The following is a 21637-nucleotide window of genomic DNA, read 5'->3' as shown; positions in this document are numbered from 1 at the left end:
AAGCCGAACTGGCTAGAGTTCGGCTAAGTTACTGAAAAATATGGTCGGGACGGAGTGATTCGAACACTCGACCCCTAGCACCCCATGCTAGTGCGCTACCGGACTGCGCTACGCCCCGACTAGGCGTGTTACTGGGTTCGCTTCTTGACGAAGCGATCCGGAATATACCGCAAGCTTTTGAAATGTGGAAGTATTTTAAAAGCCGGTATCACTTCTTCAAAACCACCAGCACATCTTCGAGCTCGGCGATCATCTGGCGGATCATTTGCTTGTATTGGGTGGTGTCGTCTTTGGCTTCATCACCGGACATACGCTGGCGCGCACCGCTGATGGTGAACCCCTGGTCATACAGCAACGCGCGGATCTGTCGGATCATCAGCACATCCTGGCGCTGATAATACCGACGGTTCCCGGTGCGTTTGACGGGGTTGAGTTGAGGAAACTCCTGCTCCCAATAGCGCAGCACGTGCGGTTTTACCGCACAGAGCTCGCTGACTTCACCAATGGTGAAGTAGCGTTTGCCTGGGATGACGGGTAGCTCGTCGTTATGACTTGGTTCCAGCATAAGCCTCAACTCGGGCCTTCAACTTCTGCCCTGGACGAAAGGTGACCACACGGCGAGCCGTGATCGGGATTTCTTCTCCCGTTTTTGGATTGCGGCCAGGCCGCTGGCGTTTGTCCCGCAGGTCGAAATTGCCGAAACCGGACAACTTGACCTGCTCGTTGTCTTCCAGAGCGTGTCTGATTTCCTCAAAAAACAGCTCGACCAATTCCTTGGCCTCGCGTTTGTTCAGACCCAGCTCTTCGTACAGACGTTCCGCCATCTCAGCTTTCGTCAAAGCCCCCATACGTCACTTCCTTAACGTGGCGTTCAACCTTTGTTCGAGCGAGGTGAGGATATTTTGTGTCGTGGTATTCACCTCATCGTCATTAAGAGTGCGCGATGGATGCTGCCAGGTCAAGCCAACTGCAAGGCTTTTTCTATGCGGATCAATACCTTTACCCTGATAGACGTCAAATAGCCTGAGGTCTGTCAGCCATTCCCCTGCATTTTCACGGATTACATCCAGGACAGCAGTGGCGGCCACTTCACGGTCGGCGATCAGCGCCAGGTCGCGGCGCACTTCAGGGAAGCGCGACAGCTCGCTGAACTTCGGCATCTTGCCCGCGGCAACTTCCGCCAGGACCAGTTCGAAGACGAAGACCGGGCGATCAAGACCGAGGGTTTTCGACAATTCAGGGTGAATGGCACCGATGAAACCAACCAAACGACCTTCACGCTCGATGCGCGCTGTCTGGCCTGGGTGCAACGCCGGGTGGCTGCCGGGTACAAAGCTGAATGCATCCAGCGCACCAGCAAAGCCCAGTACCGCTTCGACATCAGCCTTGACGTCGAAGAAGTCCACGGCATCGCGGCCCTGCGCCCAGCCTTCCGGCAGGCGGCTACCGCACACCACGCCAGCCAGCATCGGCTCTTGCTTCAAACCATCCAGTTGGCCGACGAAACGCAGGCCGCTTTCGAACATGCGCACGCGATCTTGCTGACGGTTCAGGTTGTGGGAAAGTGCTTTCACCAGGCCTGGCCACAGGGACGAACGCATGGCAGCCATGTCGTTGGAAATCGGATTGGCCAGCAACAGCGGCTCGACGCCTGGGTTGAACAGCTCGAACTGCTTCGGATCGATGAAGCTGTAGGTCACCGCTTCCTGATAACCACGGGCAACCAGCAGACGACGCAACTCAGGCAGGTGCGCGCGCGCCTCGGCCTTGGGTTGTGGTGCCAGGCGCGCTTGTGGGTAACGAACCGGCAGGCGGTTGTAGCCGTACAGGCGGGCCAACTCTTCGATCAGGTCGACCTCGAGGCTGATGTCGAAACGATGACTTGGCACTTCAACGTGCCACTGCCCTTCCCCACTCGCGGAGATCGCCAGGCCCAGGGCCGACAGCAGTTGCTCGATTTCAGCCGGCTCGATCACCAGGCCAAGCATTTGCTCAACGCTTTTGGCCCGCAGGGTGATCGGCGCAACGGACGGCAGGTACTGTTCGTTGACGGTTTCGGTGATCGGGCCGGCTTCGCCGCCAGTGATTTCCAGCAGCAGGCCAGTGGCGCGCTCCATGGCTTCACGGGCCAGCTTCCAGTCCACACCACGCTCGTAACGGTGCGAGGCATCGGTGTGAAGGCCGTAGGAACGCGCCTTGCCCGCGATGGCGATCTGGTCGAAGAACGCACTTTCAAGAAAGACGTCACGTGTGGTCGCGGACACACCGCTGTGCTCGCCACCCATCACGCCGGCAATCGCCAGAGCGCGGGAGTGGTCGGCGATGACCAGGGTGTCGGCACGCAGGCTGACTTCCTGGCCGTCAAGCAGTACCAGCTTCTCGCCTTCTTCCGCCATACGTACGCGGATGCCGCCGTTGATCTCGGCGAGATCGAAGGCGTGCAGCGGCTGGCCCAGCTCGAGCATCACGTAGTTGGTGATGTCGACGGCAGCGTCGATGCTGCGCACATCGGCGCGACGCAAACGCTCAACCATCCACAGTGGGGTCGGCTTGGACAGGTCGACGTTACGGATCACACGACCCAGGTAACGCGGGCAGGCGTTTGGCGCCAGCACTTCAATCGCGCGCACTTCATCGTGTACCGCTGGCACAGCGGCGACGGTTGGACGCGTGACTGGGACGTTGTACAACGCGCCCACTTCACGGGCCAGACCGGCCAGGGACAGGCAGTCGCCACGGTTCGGGGTCAGGTCGACCTCGATGCTTGCGTCTTCCAGTTCCAGGTAAACGCGAATGTCCTGACCCACTGGCGCGTCGGCCGGCAGTTCCATCAGGCCATCGTTGCCCTCGCCTACTTGCAGTTCGGCCTGGGAGCACAGCATGCCGTTGGACTCGACGCCACGCAGCTTGGCCTTCTTGATCTTGAAATCGCCCGGCAGTTCGGCACCGATCATGGCGAACGGGATCTTCAGGCCCGGGCGCACGTTGGGCGCTCCGCACACGACCTGGAAGGTTTCCGCGCCATTGCTGACCTGGCACACACGCAATTTGTCGGCATCCGGATGCTGCTCGGTGCTCAGCACCTCGCCCACCACCACACCACTGAAAACACCGGCGGCCGGGGTAACGCTATCGACCTCAAGACCGGCCATCGACAGACGGGCAACCAGCTCGTCGCGACCTACCTGCGGGTTTACCCAGCCACGCAGCCATTGTTCACTGAATTTCATCCTGCTCTCCTAAAGATTCGTTACGACTAGCGAAATTGCGCGAGGAACCGCAAGTCGTTGTCGAAGAACAGACGCAAGTCGTTCACGCCGTAACGCAGCATGGCCAGACGCTCAACGCCCATGCCGAAGGCAAAGCCCGAGAACTCTTCCGGGTCGATCCCGGACATGCGCAGCACGTTGGGGTGAACCATGCCGCAGCCCATCACTTCCAGCCAGCCGGTCTGTTTGCAGACGCGGCAGCCTTTACCGCTGCACATCACGCACTCCATGTCGACTTCGGCGGATGGCTCGGTGAAGGGGAAGAACGATGGACGGAAACGTACCGCCAGCTCCTTCTCGAAGAACACACGAAGGAACTCTTCGATGGTGCCTTTGAGGTCGGCGAAATTGATGTCGCGATCAACCAGCAGGCCTTCGACCTGGTGGAACATCGGCGAGTGGGTAATATCGGAGTCGCTACGGTACACACGGCCTGGGCAGACGATGCGGATCGGCGGCTTGTTCGCTTCCATGGTGCGGACCTGTACCGGCGAGGTATGGGTGCGCAACAGCATGTTCGCGTTGAAATAGAAGGTGTCGTGCATCGACCGGGCCGGGTGATGGCCTGGGATGTTGAGCGCCTCGAAGTTGTGATAGTCGTCTTCGACCTCAGGGCCTTCGGCAATGCCGTAGCCAATGTGGGTGAAGAACTGCTCGATACGTTCCAGAGTCCGGGTGATCGGATGCAGGCCGCCCGAGGCCTGGCCACGGCCAGGCAAGGTTACGTCAATGGACTCGGCGGCGAGTTTGGCCGCAAGATCAGCCTCCTCCATCGTCGCTTTGCGCGCATTGAGCACCTCTGTGACACGCTCCTTGGCGACGTTGATCAGCGCACCGACTTGCGGACGCTCTTCAGCCGGCAAATTCCCCAGGGTCTTCATCACCTGAGTCAATTCACCCTTTTTGCCAAGGTAGTGAACCCGGATTTGCTCCAGGGCATTGATATCTTCAGCGCTTTGCACAGCCTCAAGAGCTTGAGCGACGAGCGCGTCCAGGTTTTCCATGTACAGACTCCAGATACAAAATAGGGGAAGAGCTTGAAGGCTCTTCCCCTATTTAAGACGTTTACCACCTTGGGCTACAGGAGCAGCCCAGGGTGATTGTCGGGGGTACTTAAGCCAGAGTGGCTTTAGCTTTCTCGACAATCGCAGCAAACACCGCTTTTTCGTTCACTGCCAGTTCGGCCAGAACCTTACGGTCGATCTCGATGGAAGCTTTTTTCAGGCCAGCGATGAAACGGCTGTAGGACAGACCGTTAACACGTGCACCAGCGTTGATACGAGCGATCCACAGAGCGCGGAACTGACGTTTTTTCTGACGACGGTCACGGTAAGCGTATTGGCCTGCCTTGATTACCGCTTGCTTGGCAACACGGAATACGCGTGAACGCGCGCCGTAGTAGCCTTTAGCAAGTTTCAGAATTTTTTTGTGACGTTTACGGGCAATGACGCCACGCTTTACACGAGCCATGAGTTACTTCCTCTATTCTTGATCCAAAAATTAACGAAGGCGCAGCATGCGCTCGACTTTTGCCACGTCAGACGGATGCAGCAAGCTGCTACCGCGCAGTTGACGCTTACGCTTGGTCGACATTTTGGTCAGGATGTGGCTCTTGAAAGCGTGCTTGTGCTTGATACCGTTAGCAGTTTTCAGAAACCGCTTAGCAGCACCACTTTTAGTCTTCATCTTTGGCATGTTCGGATACTCCGCATTCAGTTGATAAACATAATCAGAAGGCCTGCCGTGCCCTGTTGATTACTTCTTCTTTTTCGGGGCGATGACCATGATCAGCTGGCGTCCTTCCATCTTAGGATGCTGTTCGACGGAACCGTACTCGAGCAGGTCAGCTTCAACCCGCTTGAGGAGTTCCATACCCAGCTCCTGGTGGGCCATCTCACGGCCGCGGAATCGCAAGGATACCTTGGCCCTGTCCCCATCACTCAGGAAACGTACCAGGTTGCGCAGTTTTACCTGGTAATCCCCTTCCTCCGTCCCTGGACGAAACTTGATTTCTTTTACTTGAATCTGCTTCTGGTTCTTCTTCGCCGCAGCAATCTGCTTCTTCTTTTCGAAGATCGATTTGCCGTAGTCCATCACCCGGCAAACAGGCGGGACTGCGTCGGCGGAGATTTCCACCAGGTCCAATTTGGACTCTTCAGCGATACGAAGCGCTTCATCAATCGAGACGATGCCAATCTGCTCGCCGTCAGCGCCAATTAACCGAACCTCGCGTGCCGAGATATTCTCGTTGATCGGGGCTTTCGGTGCAGCTCGTTTATCTTGTCTCATTTCACGCTTAATAATAATTACTCCGAATCTGGGCGACCACGCCGGGAAACCGCTTGCGCGAGGAACTCAGCGAACTGGGCGACGGGCATCGAGCCCAGGTCAGCACCTTCACGAGTACGCACAGCGACAGTCTGCATCTCGACTTCCCGATCTCCGATAACCAAAAGATAGGGAACCTTGAGCAAAGTATGCTCGCGGATTTTAAAGCCGATCTTTTCATTTCTCAAGTCGGACTTGGCACGAAATCCGCTTTCGTTGAGAGTTTTTTCAACTTCAGCGGCAAAATCTGCCTGTTTATCAGTGATATTCATGATCACTGCCTGGGTCGGCGCCAGCCACGCAGGGAATGCACCCTCGTAGTGCTCGATCAGGATCCCGACGAACCGCTCGAACGAGCCGAGGATCGCCCGGTGCAACATAACCGGGTGTTTACGGCTGTTGTCTTCGGAGACGTATTCGGCTCCCAGACGGATCGGCAGGTTAAAATCGAGCTGCAAAGTACCACATTGCCAGACACGACCAAGACAATCTTTCAGCGAGAACTCGATCTTAGGACCGTAGAAGGCCCCCTCGCCAGGCTGCAGATCGTACGCAAGGCCCGCACTGTCTAGCGCTGCGGCCAGTGCGGATTCGGCGCGATCCCACAACTCGTCGGAACCCACGCGTTTTTCCGGACGAGTGGACAGCTTCATCTCGACTTCGGTAAAGCCGAAATCGCGGTAAACGTCCATGGTCAGCTTGATGAACGCAGCGGATTCAGCCTGCATCTGCTCTTCGGTGCAGAAGATGTGGGCGTCGTCCTGAGTAAAACCACGCACGCGCATGATGCCGTGCAGCGCACCCGATGGCTCGTTACGGTGGCAGGCACCGAACTCGGCCAGGCGCATCGGCAACTCGCGATAGCTCTTCAGGCCCTGGTTGAACACCTGCACGTGGCAAGGGCAGTTCATTGGCTTGATGGCGTAATCGCGGTTTTCCGACTGAGTGGTGAACATATTGTCGGCGTAGTTGGCCCAGTGCCCGGATTTCTCCCAGAGGCTGCGGTCAACGACCTGGGGAGTCTTGATCTCCAGGTAGCCATTGTCGCGCTGCACCTTGCGCATGTACTGCTCGAGCACCTGATACAGGGTCCAGCCGTTCGGGTGCCAGAACACCATGCCCGGCGCTTCTTCCTGGAGGTGGAACAGGTTCAGGCGCTTGCCGATCTTGCGATGGTCACGCTTTTCGGCTTCTTCGATGCGCTGGATGTAAGCGGCCAGCTGCTTCTTGTCAGCCCAGGCGGTGCCGTAGATCCGCTGCAGCTGCTCGTTCTTCGCGTCGCCACGCCAGTAGGCGCCGGACAGCTTGGTCAGCTTGAACGACTTGAGGAAACGCGTGTTCGGCACGTGCGGGCCACGGCACATGTCGACGTATTCTTCGTGGTAGTACAGGCCCATGGCCTGCTCGTCCGGCATGTCTTCCACCAGACGCAACTTGTAGTCTTCGCCACGGGCGGTGAACACGTCGATCACTTCGGCGCGCGGCGTGACTTTCTTGATCACGTCGTAATCTTTTTCGATCAGCTGATGCATGCGCTGTTCGATAGCGGCCAGGTCGTCCGGAGTGAAAGGACGCTCATAGGCGATGTCGTAATAGAAGCCTTCGTCGATGACCGGGCCGATTACCATTTTCGCCGTCGGGTACAGCTGCTTGACCGCGTGGCCAATCAGGTGCGCGCAAGAGTGGCGAATGATCTCCAGCCCCTCTTGGTCCTTGGGCGTGATGATTTGCAGGCTGGCGTCGCTGGTGATCAGGTCGCTGGCATCAACCAGCTTGCCGTCGACTTTGCCGGCGACGGTGGCCTTGGCCAGGCCGGCACCGATGGATGCGGCGACCTCAGCTACGGAAACCGCATGATCGAATGAACGTTGACTGCCGTCGGGAAGAGTAATAGTTGGCATGGCGCCTCCTCTCCTAGTGGTGACCCCTACCAAAGGTCACGTGGGTTGGGATGAGCCAGTACAAGATCCAATACCAGGCCGTTCAGTGATGAACGCCTGCCTTACAGCGGCAGGAGCCTTTCGGCCAACCGATAATCGAACCAGAGTGACTGGAGTGAGCTAAAAAGAACATGGCAAGGCGGCAAATGGCACACCTGGAAATAGCCAGGGCACCGATGCTAGCACAGATGAACGGTCATCGCGCCGACGCCAGGCCTGGTAAAGACAAATTCCAGGCTTTATAGCTGCAAAACGGAACTTGAGCTGTACGCACCACCTCCAATCCCCTGAGAATTGCCGTTTGTCCCCGACCCAAAGGAGCATCCCATGATGCGTTTTACCTCGACCCTCGCTCTCGCCGCCTCCCTGAGTCTCCTGTCACTTGGCGCACAGGCAGCCGCCCCGTCGAACTGGCCGGCCGGCGCCCGCGACAGCTTCGTCAAAGACTGCAGCGCTGCAGCCAGCCAGAACGTAGACGCTAAAACTGCCAAAGACCATTGCGAATGCGGCGCCGACAAGATCAATGCCGAATTGACCACGGCAGAAATCAAAGAGTTGATGAGCAACCCGGATGCCAAGCCCGAGCTCAAAAACAAAGCGGTCTCGGCGATTTCGTCCTGCAAAGTCGTGAAGAAAAAGTAAGAACGACCACTGATCAGACGGTCGTCTTGCCGAAAAAACAGCCCAAAAACAGCCATTTCATACAAATTACGCAGCTTTTACGGCTTTTTTTACCAGCTGACATTTCGGCTGAAAGCCCCGTAGATCGGGGCTTTCAGTCGAAAAAAGCACTAAACGCAACGCTATTGATTAGCAAACAATGCCTTGGGGGGGCTCCCAAGCCGAACATTTCGACTATGATAGCCCAGTGTGCCCAGTTGGCCTGAGCAGCACAGTACTACTGAAAATATATGTTTCTTGGAGATACACCATGTCTAATCGCCAAACCGGCACCGTTAAATGGTTCAACGATGAAAAAGGCTTCGGCTTCATCACTCCTCAAGGTGGCGGTGACGACCTGTTCGTACACTTCAAAGCTATCGAAAGCGACGGTTTCAAAAGCCTGAAAGAAGGCCAAACCGTTTCCTTCGTGGCTGAGAAAGGCCAAAAGGGTATGCAAGCTGCACAGGTTCGCGGCGAGTAATTCTCCGCTGAGCTAAAAAAACCCCGTCCATGTGACGGGGTTTTTTATGAGCGCTGCAAAAAGCTGGAAGCAATCAGCCACAATTGACGCGCGTGATCACCAGGTTGTCATCGGTGTTCAGGTTCAGGCGGTCGGAGCGGTATTCCAGGGTGATCATGTCATTGGGCTTGAGAATCCGGGCGTTCTGCGCACCAGCGCGGGCACGGGCCTGCTCCAGCAACTGGGGAGACGCTTTCTGGCCGATCGCGAACTCGGCAGCCTTCGACTCACAGCGGCTATGACCTGCATCGGTCACGGCGGCGTCTTTGGCTGGCTCAGAGGCACCCGGGGTGCTGCAACCCGCCAATGCGAGTGCTGCCAACAAAGTACCGAATGATGCGAGCTTCCAAGGCATGAAGCCTCCTATGTAAAAAAATGGACAGAGATCGTGCGACAGCTGTGAGGCGGATTGGTTTCAAGACGTAAACCGCCGGTGGGCAAGTCTGCCTGACTCTCAAGCGGTATTCGCCAGGCCAATCGTCACCAAATATGAACGCAGTCAGTATATGTCGATGTAGTCAAACGGCGGTTTCGGCCAATTCTGCTTGAGGGCGTTGAAAATCTGCGTGACCCAGACCTCGTCGCTGGCCGCCACGTTGCCGACATATCCGGACCCCTTGGCCCAGGTCTCCAGGCGAAACAACAGACCATCAATCTCCACACCACCTACGGCCCTGCCGGAGGAGATGTAGGCAATACCGGCCTTGGTCACCCGCAACTGCGTGTGCTCGTCGTCACTGGCACTCGCAATCAACTGGCGCACAGCGGCCAGTGTCAGGTTCTCGGGGTTGTTCAAATCGATCTGCACGCGGTGTTCCCCGGCAATTAAACAGGAGAGCAGTGTCGCACAGCGCTTGCCTCATGCCTAAGTAGCAGTGCCAAACGCGGCGCAAAATGCTTAACTGCCCGCGTAAAAGCCGCGTTCCAGCGCGCCGCCCCGCACTTCAGCCCCGTGAGATTTCCATGACCACCGTAACGCTCCAAGCCGACATCAAAGCCAAGTGGCCCCTGGGACAGAGCTCCTATAGCCCCGGAAGCCCGGAAGAATTGGCAATCATCGGCATCGACCTGTTGGTCAAGGAGCTGGGCACCCAGGCGGCGCAGGCGTTCATCGGCCAGGTATTCGAAAAATACCCAGCCGATCACAAGGGGGCACACGACCCCGAGCGCGAGTAAGCAACACCGCCGAAAGCGTTATTTCAGGCGCGCCAGGCGCTCGGTCAGCAGATCAAAGAAGCCCTGGGCATCACCGTTTTCAACCCAGAACACATTCTTTTCCTGCTTCAGGCCATCGTACCAATCGACGATGGTCTGGCCGAAAGTCGGGCCTTCGCGGCTGTCCACCACCATGTTGGCCTGACGACCACTGAACAACGAAGGCTTGAGCAGATAGGCAATGACCGTGGCGTCATGCACCGGGCCACCCGGGATGCCGTAATGCTCCATGTCACCTTTGACGTACTCGTTGAGAATATTGCTGACGACCTTGCTGGCATTGCTGTTCAGGTCGGCAATCTTCTTCAGGCGCGCTTCACTGGTAAGCACCTTGTGGGTCACGTCCAGCGGCAGGTAGGTCAACTTCACGCCACTTTTGAGCACAATCTCCGCTGCTGCCGGGTCGGCAAACAGGTTGAATTCGGCCACCGGCGTGATATTGCCGCCGTTGAAGTGCGCGCCGCCCATCACCACCACTTCCTTGATGCCCTGGGTGATTTCCGGGGCCTGGGTCAGTGCCAGTGCCAGGTTGGTCTGCGGGCCGAGCATGGCGATGGTGATGCTGTGGGGCTTGGCGGTACTCAGGGTCTTGATCAGGTAATCAACGGCGTTGCCTTCAGCCAGGCCTTTTTTCGGCTCGTGCACGGTGACCCCGGAGATACCTTCCTTGCCATGGATGTTCTCGGCATAGATCGGCGTGCGCAGCAGCGGCTTCGGCGCACCGGCATAGACCGGAACGTCCTCGCGCCCTGCCCACTCGCGGGCCAGGCGCGCATTGCGTGAGGTCTTGTCCAGGCGCACGTTGCCGGCGACGGTGGTCAGCGCACGGATCTGCAATTCCTCCGGGGAAGCCAATGCGAACAGCAAGGCCACCACATCGTCGGCGCCGGGATCGGTATCAATGATCAGGTCGATCTTTTCCGCCGCTTGGGCGCTTGCTGCAGTGAGTGCGGACAAGAGCAGAACACTCCGAAACAGATTTCTCAGGGTTGGAAGACCACGTTGCATAAAACACTCCTTGTTGTTGGGACACGCTAGAACGTTACGCCGGACACCAGCGCGATATTGCAATACGGCTGGCACTCGCCGGTACGCACCACGGCACGCGCCTGACGGCTGAGCTGCTTGAACGCTTCATGGCTGAGCAGACGCCGCTCACCGAGCGCCGCCTGCCCATTGAGCGTATTGAGATCCGCCAGCGCCGGCGGTTGCTTGAGCAGGATTTCTTGCGCCAACACATGACTTTCCACCTGCATTTCACTGAGCACCACACGCAACGTGCTGATGAAATCAGGAATGCCCTGGGTCAACGCGAGGTCGATCAACTCGACACCCGGCGGCACGGGCAACCCCGCATCACCGATGACCAGAATGTCGCCATGGCCCAGGGAGGCGATCACGCGCGACAAGGCGATATTAAGCAGTGGCGTCTTTTTCATGAGGGTACAAAACCTTGTACGTCGCGCAGCGTGGGAATGGAGGGTTGCGCACCGGCACGGGTCACCGACAGCGCGGCGGCAACCTGGCCGAAACGGATGGCTTGGGCTTCGCTTTTGCCGTTGGCCAGCGCGGCGGCAAAACCACCGACAAAGGTATCGCCGGCCGCCGTGGTATCCACCGCCCTGACCTTAGGCGCGAGCAAATGCTCAAACCCCTGGCCGTCGGCGAACAACGCACCTTGGGCACCCAGAGTGATGATGACTTTACCGGCACCCGCCTTGATCAAATGCGTAGCGGCCAGCTTGGCACTGTCGAGGGAGTCGACCGTCACGCCGCTCAACGCCGTGGCTTCGCTTTCATTCGGGATCAGGTAATCGATCGAGGCGTACCATTCGGCAGGCAGCGGGCCGCTGGCCGGCGCCGGGTTGAGGATCACGGTCTTGCCCAGCTCACGGCCACGCTGCAGGGCACGCCCGATCGTGTCCATCGGCACCTCCAGCTGGCAGACGATCACGTCGGCAGCCTGCAGCACAGCGTCAAACGCCTGCAATGAGTCGGGTGTCAGCGCGCCGTTGCTGCCGGCGACGATCACGATGGCGTTCTGGCTGCTGTCATCCACCACGATCAACGCCACGCCGCTGGAGCCTTCCACGGTACTGACGGCCTGGCAATCGATGCCTTCGACCAGCAACGCATCACGCAACTCGCTGCCGTAGGCATCGCTGCCAACACAACCAACCATCGCCACCTGCGCGCCCAGCCGCGCCGACGCCACTGCCTGGTTGGCGCCCTTGCCGCCGGGCACTGTGGAGAATGTCTGGCCGATCAAGGTTTCACCGGCACGGGGCAGCCGGCTGGCCCGGGTGACCAAGTCCATGTTCAAGCTGCCTATTACCACTACGTTTGCGGACATACATCAGTACTCATCAATTCGGTTCAGCGGTATTGGGCAAACACACCGGCGACGGGCGCCGTGGACTCGCGCAACACAATGCTCGGCGTCACGATGCGTTGATCGATCGGCAGTTGGGGTGTTGCAATTCGTCGCAATAAAAGCTCGGCCGCCGTCTCGCCCAGTTGCACGATCGACTGCCCGACCGTGGTCAGCGCCGGGTACACGTAGCGGCCCATTTGAATGTCATCGAAACCGATCACCGACAGCTCGCCCGGCACACGGATATTACGCTCGGCAGCTGCACGCAACACGCCGAAACCGATCATATCGTTGCTGGCGAAAATCGCGCTGGGCGGGTTTTGCGCCAGCAATTGCACGGCAGCGGCATAACCACCGGTGCTGGTGAAATCACTTTCCTGGGTACGGTCGGGCGCCACGTCCACGCCTGCCTCACGCAACGCGCGGTGGTAGCCTGCCAGGCGCATCTGCGCGACGCGGGTGTGCGCAGGGCCGCCGATGCAGGCGATGTCCCGATGACCCAACTCAAGCAGGTGCCGAGTCGCCAGGTAAGCGCCCTGTTCGTGATCGATGCGCACCAGATCGACATCAATGCCGTCCAGCGCCCGGTCGACAATCACCATAGGCGTGCGTACTGCGCTCAAGCCAGCGGCCAGGCCGCTGTCGTCGCCGCCCACCGACGTCACGATCAGGCCGTCGATGCGCTTTTCCAGCAACACCCGTAAATAGTTACGCTGTTTTTCCGCGTTGTCGTCGGAATTGCACAGGATCACGCAATAGCCGTTACGCTCGCAGTAATCCTCGATGCCCCTGGCCAACTCCGCGAAATACGGGTTGAGACTGTTGGGCACCAGCAGGCCGATGGTGGCAGTGGTCTTGGCCTTGAGCGAACGCGCAACGGCGCTAGGCACGTAGTCGAGTTGCTTGATCGCCGCTTCCACCTTGATGCGCACCGGCTCACTGACCGGGCGCGTCTTGTTCACCACATGGGACACCGTGGTGTAGGAAATACCTGCAAGCGCGGCCACATCCTTGATCGTTGCCATGGGTCAGCCCCGCCGACTGGCGCGCTGGCTGCGGTAGGTATCCAGGACCACCGCAATCACGATCACGGCACCGGTGATGATGCGCTTGGTCGGCTCCGTAGCACCGATCTGCGCCAAACCGGCGGCCAGTACCGAAATAATCAACACACCAAAAAAGGTACTGATTACCGAACCGCGACCGCCCATCAGGCTGGTGCCACCGATAACCACCGCCGCAATCACTTGCAGTTCAAGGCCAGAACCAGCATTCGGGTCCGCCGCTTCCAGACGCGATATCTGGAACAGCGCCGCCACACCGGCCAACAGGCCCATGAGGCTGAACACCAGGATTTTGTAGGGCTTGGGATTGATCCCGGCCAGGCGCACCGCTTCTTCGTTGGTGCCGATACCGATCAGGTAGCGACCAAACACCGTACGGGTCAACACCAGTTGGGCGACGATGATCACCAGCAGCGCAATGATGAACGACGGTGAAATGCCAAAGGCCACTGGGTTGGACAGCCAGGCAAACGAGTCGCCGATGTAGGCGGTACGCGAACCGGTCATTTGGTACGCCACGCCACGGGCCATTTCCAGCACGCCAAGGGACACGATAAACGACGGAATACGCCAGGCCACGGTGATAGAACCGGTGATGGTGCCCGCCAGTGCGGCGCAGCCCATACCGAGTATGGCGGCGGGGAAGACGCTCCAGCCCCAGCCAAGGATCGCCACGCTGACCGCCGACGCCGCCAATGCCAACACCGAGCCCACCGACAAATCGATGCCGCCGATGATCAGGATGAAAGTCATGCCGACTGCCAGCACCATGAGGTCCGGGATCTGGTTGGCCAGGGTACTGAAGGTGTCGTAGGACAGGAAGTGATCGCTGAGTACCGAGAACAGCGCAATCATTGCCAGCAACGCGCCAGCCAGCCCCAGGTAAGTACCCAGGCCGTAGAAGTTGCCGCCGGTTTTGCCCGGGGAAATTGTGGTTTTCATGGGGTATCCCTAAGCGCTGCGTCGTTCAGCAGCGCGTCACGTTTCTGATAGCCGGCAAAGGCGGCGGCAAGCAATTCGTCCTGGGTCCAGCTGTCGCGCTCGAAGGTCTCGATCAAGCGCCCGGCGGACAACACCCCGATGCGATCGCAGATCAGCATGAGTTCGCGCAGGTCGCTGGACACCACCACCAGCGCTTTGCCTTGGCGCGTCAGTTCACCAAGCAAGGCATAAATGTCGAATTTGGCACCTACGTCGATGCCACGGGTCGGCTCATCGAACAGCATCACCGAGCAGTCGCGCTCCAGCCAGCGGCCAATCACCACCTTCTGCTGGTTACCGCCGGACAGTTCAGAGACCAACTGCGCCGGACTGGAACTGCGGATGCGCATGGCATCGATCTGGCGCTTGGCCAAGGCCGTTTCGTTGCGGCTGTTGACCACCCCACCGCCGGAAATTTCCGGCATGTTGCCCAAGGCTATGTTGGCGCTGATGGACTGGGTCAGCAGCAGGCCTTCACCCTTGCGGTCCTCGGTGATCAGCGCAATGCCATGGTCCACTGCGTCCACCGGCGAACGAATGCTCACTACCCGGGCTGGCGAGCCGAGCGCCACGGTGCCGCTGTCGGCCAGGTCGGCACCGAAGATCAGGCGCAACAGCTCGGTACGACCGGCGCCGATCAGGCCGGAGATGCCGTAGATCTCGCCTGCGCGCACTTCAAAGGACACGTCGCGAACCTTGTCCGAGCGAGTCAGGCCTTTTACCGTCAGGGCCGGATCGCCGATGGTGCGCGGGCCCAGGTCGATGTGCTCGCCCAGCTCGCGACCGACCATCAAGGTCACCAATTGCTCGCTGTTGTAGTTGGCCATTGGCTCGACGCACACCAGCTTGCCGTCACGCAGCACCGCAATGCGCTGGGCGACACGGGCGAGCTCTTCCAACCGATGCGAAATATAAATGATCGCCACGCCCCGAGCCTGCAGGCGGGTGATTTGCTCGAACAGCATCTCGACTTCACGGGCGGTCAGCATGGCCGTCGGTTCATCGAGGATCAGCACGTGGCAGTCGCCGATGAGGTTGCGCGCGATCTCGACCATTTGTTGATGGCCGATACCCAGGCTGCCGACCAGGGTGTCCGGGTCGATCGCGTCCAGGCCGACCTGGGCCATGGCCTCAATCGCGGCCTTGCGCAGTTGCTTGCGGCTGATCCAGCCACAGTGGCTGGGCAGGTTATCCAGAAACAGGTTTTCGGCGACGGTCAGCGTCGGCAGCAGGTTGAGTTCCTGCATGACCATGCGCACCCCCAGCCCTTCAGCCTGGGTACGACTGCCCGGACGGTAGTCCTGACCATTGAATTGCATATGCCCGGTGGTCGGCGTGACCAACCCGCCGATAATCTTCGACAAGGTGCTTTTGCCTGCGCCGTTTTCTCCGGTCAGCGCCAGTACTTCTCCGCGATTGAGCGTCAGGGTGATGTCGGACAGAACCGGCTGGGCATAGGTCTTACCGATACCGCTGACCGAGAGGACAGCGTTCGGGGCGGAAGATGACATAGGAAAATCTCCAGGCGCCCGTCCAGGACGAACGGGCGCTGTTGGGTGCTGCCAGGATTACTGCTTGATGACGAGTTCGACCGGGGTTTCGATCACGCCGTCTTTGGCATCGACCTTTTCACCCTTGACCAGCTTGAGTGCGTTCTGGATGCCAAACACGGCTTGCTGGGCAGCAGCCTGGTCGGCGGTCGCCAGGACGCGGCCGTCTTGCAGCATCGGCTTGATGGCTTCGATGTTGTCGTAGCCTACGACCAGTACTTTGCCAGCCTTGCCGGCTGCGCGAACAGCGGAGACCGCGCCCAGGGCCATGTTGTCGTTACCGGCCAACAAGGCCTTGAGGTCTGGCGTTTCGCTGAGCATCGCGGCGGCGATCTTGTTGCCCTGATCGATTTCCCAGTTACCGGATTGGGTAGAAACGATCTTCATGCCGGCCGCGTCCATCGCATCCTTGAAGCCCGCGGTGCGCTGCTGGGCGTTGGTGGTGGTCGGCACACCTTCAATGATGCCGACCTTGTCACCCGCTGCCAGATGCTTGGCCAGGTAGTCCCCCACCAGCTTGGAGCCTTTGCGGTTGTCGGGGCCTACAAACGGGATGTCGAGGTGCTTGCTTTTGAGCACGTCCGGATCAAGGCGGTTATCGATATTGACGACCTTGATACCGGCATCCGAGGCTTTCTTCAGCACAGTGACCAGTGCCTTGGAGTCGGCAGGGGCGATCACGATCGCATTCACCTTGGCGAGGATCATCTGGTTGACGATATCGATCTGCGCGCTGGTATCGGTTTCGTTCTTGATCCCGTTGGTGATCATGTCGAAATCGGCGGCGTGTTCTTTCTGATATGTCTTGGCACCGTCTTGCATGGTGACAAAGAATTCGTTGGCGAGTGATTTCATGACCAGGCCGACCTTGGGTTTGGCGGCGGCGTCATCGGCAAATGCAGAGGAAAGAGGTAAGGCGGCGGATGCGGCAGCCAGCACAGCGACAGCAAGAAGACGTCCAGCGAATGGCAGCTTCATGGGTTCACTCCGATCTTATGATTATTGTGAGCAACGCCTGCATGGAAACATCTCGCAAACGTTTGCGTTATTGAAACTATGAGAACCTTGTCGAGATTTGTCAACGGTATCCCGCAGCCTTTCATCCTGGCCCTCTGACCCCCCCACCTTCACGCCACGTCCTTAAACATCGCCAGCGCTCGGTCGTTCTCTAAAACGACAGGCCTTTGGGCTGAAGTCATACACGCCCAAGGAAGATCCGATCATTTTTTCGGACAACCGAACGCGATAACGTCCAGCTGTTCGGAAAGCCGGACAGCAGATCGTCCGAGTCGCTTAAAAATTCAAACCAAACCCTTAAAAATCAACGCTTTATTTTATGAACACAAACTTGTCCAGGCTGGTACAGATCCTGCTGTTCCCCTGAACCTCGCGGCGTTCAGAACCGCCCGAGCGCTCTAGATGAACCTGCACCAGCACTCATCACAAACCAGAGAGAAAAATAATGAAATCTGCATTGAAGAACATTGTTCCGGGCGCGTTGGCCCTACTGCTGCTGTTCCCCGTTGCCGCCCAGGCAAAGGAAGCTGAAACCAAGACCAAACTGTCCAACGTGGTGATCCTCGCCACCGGCGGCACCATCGCCGGCGCTGGCGCCAGCGCGGCCAACAGTGCCACGTACCAGGCAGCCAAGGTCGGTATCGAACAACTGATCGCCGGTGTTCCTGAGCTTAGCCAAGTCGCCAATGTGCGTGGCGAACAAGTGATGCAGATTGCGTCCGAGAGCATCAACAACGACAACCTGCTGCAACTGGGCCGCCGTGTTGCCGAATTGGCCGATAGCAAGGATGTGGACGGTATCGTGATCACCCACGGTACCGACACCCTCGAAGAGACCGCCTACTTTCTGAACCTTGTGGAAAAAACCGACAAGCCGATCATTGTGGTCGGCTCGATGCGCCCAGGTACCGCCATGTCGGCGGACGGCATGCTCAACCTGTACAACGCCGTGGCCGTTGCCGGCAGCAAAGAAGCACGCGGCAAAGGCGTACTGGTGACCATGAACGACGAGATCCAGTCGGGTCGCGACGTGAGCAAGATGATCAATATCAAGACCGAAGCCTTCAAGAGCCCATGGGGCCCGCTGGGCATGGTGGTTGAAGGCAAATCCTACTGGTTCCGCCTGCCAGCCAAGCGCCACACCATGGATTCGGAATTTGACATCAAGAACATCAAGAGCCTGCCCGACGTTGAAATCGCCTATGGCTACGGCAACGTGAGCGACACCGCCTACAAGGCGCTGGCCCAGGCTGGCGCCAAAGCCATCATCCACGCCGGCACCGGCAATGGCTCGGTGTCATCCAAGGTTGTCCCTGCCCTGCAGGAACTGCGTAAACAAGGCGTACAGATCATTCGTTCTTCCCACGTGAATGCCGGCGGTTTCGTTCTGCGCAATGCCGAACAACCTGACGACAAATACGACTGGGTAGTCGCCCATGACCTGAACCCGCAAAAAGCCCGCATCCTCGCGATGGTCGCCCTGACCAAGACCCAGGACAGCAAAGAGCTGCAACGGATGTTCTGGGAATATTGATTCCTGGTGATTGACCGGCAGGGGTGGTTTACCGCCCCTGCCTCCCCCCGCAATGCCCCCTGCGCCAAACCACCTTTATCGACGTCAATCAGGCTTCCTGAGTTTTAAGCAGTTGCGAAATTGCGCACAGTTAAATACTGTATGCACGTACAGCTTATCAAGGAATCTTCCGTGGCAAAGTCTTCTTCCGCAGCGTCAACTCCACCTGATGCCTACACACGCCTGGCGACGCGTGTGCAAAAGATCATCAATTCGACCAATGCCCAGAAAGCGAAGGCAGCCTTGATCTTCCGCCTACCGGATGAGCCGGAAGACGAGTGGCAGCGCCTGCTCGAGGAAATCGCAGAGAACGATAACGTCACCCTCGCCTACCGGGATGATGGTGGTGTGCAGATTTTCTGGGTTGTGCCGAAGGAAGATTGATTCAATGAGTGCCCGTTTTATTGCTGTGTGTTGCCTGTTTTTTGCCATTAGCGCCCAGGCGCAAGCACCGCGAACGTTCAGCGAAGCCAAGAAAGTCGCCTGGAAACTCTACGCCCCGCAATCCACCGAGTTCTATTGCGGCTGCAAATACACCGGCAACCGTGTGGACCTGAAAGCCTGCGGTTACATCCCCCGCAAGAGCGCCAGCCGTGCCGCACGTATCGAATGGGAGCACATCGTTCCGGCCTGGCAGATCGGGCATCAGCGCCAGTGCTGGCAGAACGGCGGGCGCAAGAACTGTACGCGTCATGATGACGTGTTCAAGCGCGCCGAAGCCGACCTGCACAACCTGGTGCCAAGCATTGGCGAGGTGAATGGCGACCGCAACAATTTCAGTTTTGGCTGGCTGCCAGTACAACGCGGGCAGTACGGCTCATGCCTGACCCAAGTGGACTTCAAGGCCAAGAAGGTCATGCCACGTCCGTCGGTTCGCGGGATGATTGCGCGGACTTACTTCTATATGAGCAAACAATACGGTTTGCGCCTGTCGAAACAGGATCGCCAACTGTATGAAGCCTGGAACAAGACCTACCCAGTGCAACCCTGGGAGCGTCAACGCAACCAGACCGTAGCGTGCGTGATGGGACGCGGCAATGAATTCGTCGGCCCGGTAAACCTGAAAGCCTGCGGTTGAACGTGGGCGGGATTGCCGCCCAAGCCGTCTGTTACTGCGCCGCCTTGTGCTCGATGACCTGCGACTCGGTGTCGGTTTTCTTGGCGCGGGCCATCTTCTCGTTGAGCAGCGCTTGCTTGGCCTCGGCTTCGGCCTTGGTTGCAAATGGCCCCAGCAGTACTTCGTCCTTGCCGTCGACCTTCACGATATAAAAATTGAAACCATGTTCCAGCAACCACGCGGTCAGGTCTGTAATGGCCTGCAACTTGTGGTCGGGCGGGCCTACGCGCACATCCCATTCCTGGGCGGCAATCGTACCGGTCTGTGGCTGGCTTTCAGTCACGGCAGGCTTGGCCTTGGGGGCATCGACGCTTTTGCCTTCACCGCAACCGGCCAACGCCAACACCGCAATTGCCATCGCTACTTTACGCACTGCCCTGCTCCTTTAAGGATAAAGAGGCAACTTTATCATTCACTGTCTATTCTGGCCGTCATAAACGTTGGCTTAAACAATGCGAATCATGTATCGCAGACCTGTATGATGCCGCCATGGGAATTAATGTCGCCTCTATGCGTCCTAAAAGAGGCAGTCACAGGGAAGCGCTTAGCAGTAAGCTACACACATCCGACACCTGCCCTGTCTGAAACATGTGTCCTTAAAAGTAATCAAGGAGAAGTCCATGCTTATACTCACCCGCAAAGTCGGTGAAAGCATAAACATCGGTGATGACATCACGATCACCATCCTGGGCGTTAGCGGCCAGCAAGTACGAATCGGCATCAACGCTCCGAAGGATGTTGCCGTGCATCGCGAAGAGATTTACCAGCGCATCCAGGCCGGCCTGACTGCTCCGGACAAAAACCAGACGCCTTGACGCGCCCTCAGTAGCCAGCCCTTTCGTTTACTGTAACGGCTGGCGAAAACCCCTTGGGCCTGCTCGCACTTTTCGCGAGTCGCGAATGCCCTGCCGGTTTATTGCCTGCGAAAGATGAAACTGTATCGAAGTTTGGAACTTGTCCGCCGATTCATAGCCGAACCTCCTGAGTTTCCCCCGGCCATCAGAGTGCACTCAGGAGCACGTCGATGAGGCTTACCTCTACGCAACACATTTCCACCCGCGCCTGGACAATCACCTTGCTGATTGCGCTTGCCTTCCTCGGGATGGAATATGCCCTCAAATTGGAAGCGGAACGCACTTTCGGTAACGAAGTGAGCTCATGGCTGGACCTCGGGCTATTCCTGTGCACTTACCTGTTCGTGTTTTGCCTCAAGCCGATCCAGGTGATCGTCCAGCGAAAGCTGTGCAGGCGCGCAGCTCATCGCGCGCACCGGAAAACGGCGAGCTGATGAACCACGCCTACCTGAGCGTCGGCGGCTACAAAACCCTGCCGTGCACGTAGAGCAAACCTTCAGCGTTGCGCCTGGCCTGCAATTGTTCATATCCATCTATCGAAGGGTGCTTGGTCACCATCGGCTCGAGATGCGTCGACGTCACGACCATCACATCCGCACCCGCCGCTTCCCCGGCTCGAATACCTACGGCCGCATCCTCGAATACCAGGCAGTCCTCAACCGACACCCCAAGCCGCTGCGCACCGAGCACATAACAGGCTGGGTCCGGCTTGCCGCTGGCCACATCTTCGGCCGTCACCAACACGGCGGGCGGCGTAATACCCGCAGCCTGCAGGCGACGCAACGCCAGTGCCCGCGGGGCAGACGTCACCAGCGCCCATTGATCGCCCGGTAAATCACTCAGGAATGCAACGGCCCCAGGAATCGCGACAACGCCTTCGACATCGTTGATTTCGGCTTCGGTAATCCACTGCGCCTCAACCTCAGGATCGACCCCGGGCAGCGCCTGACGCGTGATGGTGTCAATGGCGCGGGCGCCATGAATGGTGGCCAGGAACGCCGCCACGTCCAGGCCATGACGCTGCGCCCAAGTGCTCCACACCCGCTCGGCGGCAGCGATGGAGTTGAGCAGGGTGCCATCCATATCGAACAGAAAGGCGCGGTAATGCTGGGCAACGGGGATGGACACTGCGTAATTTCCTCATGGGCGGTAACAAACAATCAGCCCGCTGC

27 protein-coding genes and 1 tRNA gene are annotated in these 21637 nt (G+C 58.4%); 8 read left to right on the top strand and 20 right to left on the bottom strand.

The window, feature by feature from the left end:
- Positions 1 to 41: 41 nt before the first annotated feature.
- The 9 genes from LIY36_RS06330 to thrS all read right to left on the bottom strand — a co-directional run bounded on the left by LIY36_RS06330 (position 42) and on the right by thrS (position 7498).
- A tRNA-Pro gene (locus LIY36_RS06330) sits at positions 42 to 118 on the bottom strand.
- A 90-nt stretch (positions 119 to 208) separates the two neighbouring features.
- Complete coding sequence (locus LIY36_RS06325; protein WP_010209127.1) at positions 209 to 565, bottom strand: MerR family transcriptional regulator; 357 nt, start codon at positions 563 to 565, stop codon at positions 209 to 211.
- Positions 546 to 848 (bottom strand): integration host factor subunit alpha, encoded by a 303-nt coding sequence (gene ihfA / locus LIY36_RS06320; RefSeq protein ID WP_002553164.1) that lies wholly within the window; start codon positions 846 to 848, stop codon positions 546 to 548. The genes LIY36_RS06325 and ihfA overlap by 20 nt, the downstream gene beginning before the upstream one ends.
- Positions 849 to 851: 3 nt before the next feature.
- Complete coding sequence (pheT, locus tag LIY36_RS06315; protein ID WP_226455125.1) at positions 852 to 3230, bottom strand: phenylalanine--tRNA ligase subunit beta; 2379 nt, start codon at positions 3228 to 3230, stop codon at positions 852 to 854.
- Between the two features lie 26 nt (positions 3231 to 3256).
- The gene (pheS, locus tag LIY36_RS06310; protein ID WP_017737822.1) at positions 3257 to 4273 is read right to left on the bottom strand and encodes a phenylalanine--tRNA ligase subunit alpha; all 1017 of its coding nucleotides are present in this window, start codon (positions 4271 to 4273) and stop codon (positions 3257 to 3259) included.
- Between the two features lie 109 nt (positions 4274 to 4382).
- Complete coding sequence (gene rplT, locus LIY36_RS06305) at positions 4383 to 4739, bottom strand: 50S ribosomal protein L20 (RefSeq protein WP_003174975.1); 357 nt, start codon at positions 4737 to 4739, stop codon at positions 4383 to 4385.
- 30 nt (positions 4740 to 4769) lie between these two features.
- Positions 4770 to 4964 carry a 50S ribosomal protein L35 gene (rpmI, locus tag LIY36_RS06300; protein WP_002553160.1) on the bottom strand — a complete coding sequence of 65 codons (195 nt, stop codon included), beginning with the start codon at positions 4962 to 4964 and terminating at the stop codon, positions 4770 to 4772.
- Between the two features lie 60 nt (positions 4965 to 5024).
- On the bottom strand, positions 5025 to 5576 hold the full coding sequence (gene infC / locus LIY36_RS06295) for a translation initiation factor IF-3 (RefSeq protein ID WP_169850653.1): 552 nt from the start codon (positions 5574 to 5576) through the stop codon (positions 5025 to 5027).
- The gene (gene thrS / locus LIY36_RS06290) at positions 5576 to 7498 is read right to left on the bottom strand and encodes a threonine--tRNA ligase (RefSeq protein ID WP_192296810.1); all 1923 of its coding nucleotides are present in this window, start codon (positions 7496 to 7498) and stop codon (positions 5576 to 5578) included. Before thrS ends, infC begins: the two co-directional genes overlap by 1 nt.
- Positions 7499 to 7864: 366 nt before the next feature.
- Between thrS and LIY36_RS06285 the strand changes: the two genes are divergently transcribed.
- Together LIY36_RS06285 and LIY36_RS06280 are read left to right on the top strand one after the other, a co-directional pair.
- On the top strand, positions 7865 to 8179 hold the full coding sequence (locus LIY36_RS06285; protein WP_192296811.1) for a hypothetical protein: 315 nt from the start codon (positions 7865 to 7867) through the stop codon (positions 8177 to 8179).
- Positions 8180 to 8468: 289 nt separating this feature from the next.
- A complete protein-coding gene (locus LIY36_RS06280) occupies positions 8469 to 8681 on the top strand; it encodes a cold-shock protein (protein WP_003234260.1) in 213 nt (70 codons plus the stop codon).
- Positions 8682 to 8754: 73 nt separating this feature from the next.
- Here the strand turns inward: LIY36_RS06280 and LIY36_RS06275 are convergent, their stop codons facing one another.
- Both LIY36_RS06275 and LIY36_RS06270 read right to left on the bottom strand, forming a co-directional pair.
- Complete coding sequence (locus tag LIY36_RS06275) at positions 8755 to 9075, bottom strand: I78 family peptidase inhibitor (RefSeq protein WP_192296812.1); 321 nt, start codon at positions 9073 to 9075, stop codon at positions 8755 to 8757.
- 144 nt (positions 9076 to 9219) lie between these two features.
- On the bottom strand, positions 9220 to 9528 hold the full coding sequence (locus LIY36_RS06270) for a hypothetical protein (protein WP_192296813.1): 309 nt from the start codon (positions 9526 to 9528) through the stop codon (positions 9220 to 9222).
- 155 nt (positions 9529 to 9683) lie between these two features.
- Between LIY36_RS06270 and LIY36_RS06265 the strand changes: the two genes are divergently transcribed.
- Positions 9684 to 9896, top strand: coding sequence for a hypothetical protein (locus tag LIY36_RS06265; RefSeq protein ID WP_192296814.1), 213 nt, complete (start codon positions 9684 to 9686; stop codon positions 9894 to 9896).
- Positions 9897 to 9914: 18 nt separating this feature from the next.
- On the opposite strand, the gene LIY36_RS06260 is transcribed toward LIY36_RS06265, so the two are convergent.
- The 7 genes from LIY36_RS06260 to LIY36_RS06230 are packed head-to-tail and all read right to left on the bottom strand — an operon-like array spanning position 9915 to position 16882.
- Positions 9915 to 10943, bottom strand: a complete 1029-nt coding sequence (locus LIY36_RS06260) for a nucleoside hydrolase (protein ID WP_192296815.1) — start codon at positions 10941 to 10943, stop codon at positions 9915 to 9917.
- A gap of 26 nt (positions 10944 to 10969) precedes the next feature.
- Positions 10970 to 11374 (bottom strand): D-ribose pyranase, encoded by a 405-nt coding sequence (gene rbsD, locus LIY36_RS06255; protein ID WP_192296816.1) that lies wholly within the window; start codon positions 11372 to 11374, stop codon positions 10970 to 10972.
- Positions 11371 to 12288, bottom strand: a complete 918-nt coding sequence (rbsK, locus tag LIY36_RS06250; protein WP_226455124.1) for a ribokinase — start codon at positions 12286 to 12288, stop codon at positions 11371 to 11373. Before rbsK ends, rbsD begins: the two co-directional genes overlap by 4 nt.
- A 23-nt stretch (positions 12289 to 12311) precedes the next feature.
- Positions 12312 to 13334, bottom strand: coding sequence for a LacI family DNA-binding transcriptional regulator (locus LIY36_RS06245; RefSeq protein WP_192296818.1), 1023 nt, complete (start codon positions 13332 to 13334; stop codon positions 12312 to 12314).
- A 3-nt stretch (positions 13335 to 13337) separates the two neighbouring features.
- The gene (locus LIY36_RS06240) at positions 13338 to 14315 is read right to left on the bottom strand and encodes an ABC transporter permease (RefSeq protein ID WP_226455123.1); all 978 of its coding nucleotides are present in this window, start codon (positions 14313 to 14315) and stop codon (positions 13338 to 13340) included.
- Entirely contained in the window at positions 14312 to 15865 is a 1554-nt protein-coding gene (locus tag LIY36_RS06235) for a sugar ABC transporter ATP-binding protein (RefSeq protein WP_226455122.1), read from the bottom strand. The genes LIY36_RS06240 and LIY36_RS06235 overlap by 4 nt, the downstream gene beginning before the upstream one ends.
- Positions 15866 to 15922: 57 nt before the next feature.
- Complete coding sequence (locus LIY36_RS06230) at positions 15923 to 16882, bottom strand: sugar ABC transporter substrate-binding protein (RefSeq protein WP_226455121.1); 960 nt, start codon at positions 16880 to 16882, stop codon at positions 15923 to 15925.
- 484 nt (positions 16883 to 17366) lie between these two features.
- On the opposite strand from LIY36_RS06230, the gene LIY36_RS06225 reads away from it, so the two are divergent.
- The 3 genes from LIY36_RS06225 (at position 17367) to LIY36_RS06215 (ending at position 19572) form a co-directional block, all read left to right on the top strand.
- The gene (locus tag LIY36_RS06225; RefSeq protein ID WP_226455120.1) at positions 17367 to 18455 is read left to right on the top strand and encodes an asparaginase; all 1089 of its coding nucleotides are present in this window, start codon (positions 17367 to 17369) and stop codon (positions 18453 to 18455) included.
- Between the two features lie 171 nt (positions 18456 to 18626).
- Positions 18627 to 18878, top strand: coding sequence for a DUF1654 domain-containing protein (locus tag LIY36_RS06220; RefSeq protein ID WP_192296823.1), 252 nt, complete (start codon positions 18627 to 18629; stop codon positions 18876 to 18878).
- A 4-nt stretch (positions 18879 to 18882) separates the two neighbouring features.
- Positions 18883 to 19572, top strand: a complete 690-nt coding sequence (locus LIY36_RS06215) for an endonuclease (protein ID WP_192296824.1) — start codon at positions 18883 to 18885, stop codon at positions 19570 to 19572.
- Between the two features lie 31 nt (positions 19573 to 19603).
- Here LIY36_RS06215 and LIY36_RS06210 read toward each other — a convergent pair whose 3' ends face one another.
- Positions 19604 to 19969, bottom strand: a complete 366-nt coding sequence (locus tag LIY36_RS06210; protein ID WP_226455223.1) for an SPOR domain-containing protein — start codon at positions 19967 to 19969, stop codon at positions 19604 to 19606.
- A gap of 262 nt (positions 19970 to 20231) precedes the next feature.
- Here LIY36_RS06210 and csrA point away from each other — a divergent pair, with 262 nt between their 5' ends.
- Together csrA and LIY36_RS06200 are read left to right on the top strand one after the other, a co-directional pair.
- Positions 20232 to 20426 carry a carbon storage regulator CsrA gene (csrA, locus tag LIY36_RS06205; RefSeq protein ID WP_003192511.1) on the top strand — a complete coding sequence of 65 codons (195 nt, stop codon included), beginning with the start codon at positions 20232 to 20234 and terminating at the stop codon, positions 20424 to 20426.
- A gap of 209 nt (positions 20427 to 20635) precedes the next feature.
- Positions 20636 to 20899, top strand: a complete 264-nt coding sequence (locus LIY36_RS06200; RefSeq protein ID WP_192296825.1) for a hypothetical protein — start codon at positions 20636 to 20638, stop codon at positions 20897 to 20899.
- Between the two features lie 28 nt (positions 20900 to 20927).
- Here LIY36_RS06200 and LIY36_RS06195 read toward each other — a convergent pair whose 3' ends face one another.
- A complete protein-coding gene (locus tag LIY36_RS06195) occupies positions 20928 to 21593 on the bottom strand; it encodes an HAD-IA family hydrolase (protein WP_226455119.1) in 666 nt (221 codons plus the stop codon).
- Between the last annotated feature and the right edge of the window lie 44 nt (positions 21594 to 21637).

Source organism: Pseudomonas sp. AF03-9 (assembly GCF_020515815.1).
In the GTDB taxonomy this organism is placed as follows: domain Bacteria; phylum Pseudomonadota; class Gammaproteobacteria; order Pseudomonadales; family Pseudomonadaceae; genus Aquipseudomonas.
This window is presented reverse-complemented; position numbering and strand designations above follow the sequence as displayed.

What these genes read in the sequence shown, in the direction of transcription:
- LIY36_RS06230 (WP_226455121.1), bottom strand. Translation starts at nt 16,882, where the DNA reads ATGAAGCTGCCATTCGCTGGACGTCTTCTTGCTGTCGCTGTGCTGGCT.
- rbsK (WP_226455124.1), bottom strand. Translation starts at nt 12,288, where the DNA reads ATGTCCGCAAACGTAGTGGTAATAGGCAGCTTGAACATGGACTTGGTC.
- rpmI (WP_002553160.1), bottom strand. Translation starts at nt 4,964, where the DNA reads ATGCCAAAGATGAAGACTAAAAGTGGTGCTGCTAAGCGGTTTCTGAAA.
- LIY36_RS06225 (WP_226455120.1), top strand. Translation starts at nt 17,367, where the DNA reads ATGAAATCTGCATTGAAGAACATTGTTCCGGGCGCGTTGGCCCTACTG.
- rbsD (WP_192296816.1), bottom strand. Translation starts at nt 11,374, where the DNA reads ATGAAAAAGACGCCACTGCTTAATATCGCCTTGTCGCGCGTGATCGCC.
- ihfA (WP_002553164.1), bottom strand. Translation starts at nt 848, where the DNA reads ATGGGGGCTTTGACGAAAGCTGAGATGGCGGAACGTCTGTACGAAGAG.
- rplT (WP_003174975.1), bottom strand. Translation starts at nt 4,739, where the DNA reads ATGGCTCGTGTAAAGCGTGGCGTCATTGCCCGTAAACGTCACAAAAAA.
- LIY36_RS06275 (WP_192296812.1), bottom strand. Translation starts at nt 9,075, where the DNA reads ATGCCTTGGAAGCTCGCATCATTCGGTACTTTGTTGGCAGCACTCGCA.
- LIY36_RS06200 (WP_192296825.1), top strand. Translation starts at nt 20,636, where the DNA reads ATGAGGCTTACCTCTACGCAACACATTTCCACCCGCGCCTGGACAATC.
- LIY36_RS06235 (WP_226455122.1), bottom strand. Translation starts at nt 15,865, where the DNA reads ATGTCATCTTCCGCCCCGAACGCTGTCCTCTCGGTCAGCGGTATCGGT.
- LIY36_RS06240 (WP_226455123.1), bottom strand. Translation starts at nt 14,315, where the DNA reads ATGAAAACCACAATTTCCCCGGGCAAAACCGGCGGCAACTTCTACGGC.
- LIY36_RS06325 (WP_010209127.1), bottom strand. Translation starts at nt 565, where the DNA reads ATGCTGGAACCAAGTCATAACGACGAGCTACCCGTCATCCCAGGCAAA.
- pheT (WP_226455125.1), bottom strand. Translation starts at nt 3,230, where the DNA reads ATGAAATTCAGTGAACAATGGCTGCGTGGCTGGGTAAACCCGCAGGTA.
- LIY36_RS06265 (WP_192296814.1), top strand. Translation starts at nt 9,684, where the DNA reads ATGACCACCGTAACGCTCCAAGCCGACATCAAAGCCAAGTGGCCCCTG.
- thrS (WP_192296810.1), bottom strand. Translation starts at nt 7,498, where the DNA reads ATGCCAACTATTACTCTTCCCGACGGCAGTCAACGTTCATTCGATCAT.
- LIY36_RS06260 (WP_192296815.1), bottom strand. Translation starts at nt 10,943, where the DNA reads ATGCAACGTGGTCTTCCAACCCTGAGAAATCTGTTTCGGAGTGTTCTG.
- LIY36_RS06280 (WP_003234260.1), top strand. Translation starts at nt 8,469, where the DNA reads ATGTCTAATCGCCAAACCGGCACCGTTAAATGGTTCAACGATGAAAAA.
- csrA (WP_003192511.1), top strand. Translation starts at nt 20,232, where the DNA reads ATGCTTATACTCACCCGCAAAGTCGGTGAAAGCATAAACATCGGTGAT.
- LIY36_RS06210 (WP_226455223.1), bottom strand. Translation starts at nt 19,969, where the DNA reads ATGGCAATTGCGGTGTTGGCGTTGGCCGGTTGCGGTGAAGGCAAAAGC.
- LIY36_RS06245 (WP_192296818.1), bottom strand. Translation starts at nt 13,334, where the DNA reads ATGGCAACGATCAAGGATGTGGCCGCGCTTGCAGGTATTTCCTACACC.
- LIY36_RS06215 (WP_192296824.1), top strand. Translation starts at nt 18,883, where the DNA reads ATGAGTGCCCGTTTTATTGCTGTGTGTTGCCTGTTTTTTGCCATTAGC.
- LIY36_RS06285 (WP_192296811.1), top strand. Translation starts at nt 7,865, where the DNA reads ATGATGCGTTTTACCTCGACCCTCGCTCTCGCCGCCTCCCTGAGTCTC.
- pheS (WP_017737822.1), bottom strand. Translation starts at nt 4,273, where the DNA reads ATGGAAAACCTGGACGCGCTCGTCGCTCAAGCTCTTGAGGCTGTGCAA.